1 protein-coding gene is annotated in these 772 nt (G+C 53.1%); it reads right to left on the reverse strand.

The window, feature by feature from the left end:
• The coding region (gene ispG / locus QVO39_RS05905) for a (E)-4-hydroxy-3-methylbut-2-enyl-diphosphate synthase (RefSeq protein WP_288171836.1) at nt 1–772 on the reverse strand (772 nt) is incomplete at both ends.

Below are 772 nucleotides of genomic sequence, written 5' to 3' on the forward strand. Positions count from 1 at the left end.
GGATGGTATCGCCAATCCCTTCCGCTAGTAGGGCACCAATGCCAATAGCACTCTTGATTCGCCCATCTTCGCCATTACCAGCTTCGGTAACTCCTAGGTGCAGTGGGTAGTGCATGCCAGCTTGGTCCATTCTCTCGATAAGTGCTCGTACCGTCTCGGTCATCACAAGAGGATTGGAGCTCTTGATGGAGATGACCACATCGTGGAAGTGAATGCGATGGCACACCTCGAGGTACTCCATACAGCTTTCGACCATACCACTAGGGGTATCGCCATACCGGCTCATGATCCTATCGGAGAGGGAGCCGTGATTAACACCTATTCGGAGTGCGGTGTGGTGGGCTTGGCAGTGGCGGAGGAAGTTTTCAAAATTGGATTGAAGGGCCTCTACCTCTGCTTGGTACTCTTCGTCGGTGAAGTTGATCTTCTGAAACTTTCGGGCGGGATCGTAGAAGTTGCCTGGGTTGATGCGTACCTTCTCTACATGGAGAGCCGCCTCGTATGCCGCTCTTGGGTTGAAGTGAATATCGGCCGAAAGAGGGACCTTAGCCCCTTTTGCCCTGATCTCTGCCTCAATGGTACCGAGTGCCTTGGCTTCTTTGGTGCCTTGGGCGGTGAGGCGTACTAGCTCTGCACCTGCTTGCTCTAGTCGAAGAATCTGTGCTACCGACGCCTCTATATCATTGGTATCTACATTGGTCATCGATTGTATCACGATGGGGGCATCGCCTCCTATGGTAATATTGCCAATGTGGGCGGGAGTGGCCTTGCG

It is taken from the genome of Porphyromonas sp. CAG:1061, assembly GCF_000435035.1.
In the GTDB taxonomy this organism is placed as follows: Bacteria; Bacteroidota; Bacteroidia; order Bacteroidales; family Porphyromonadaceae; genus Porphyromonas_A; species Porphyromonas_A somerae.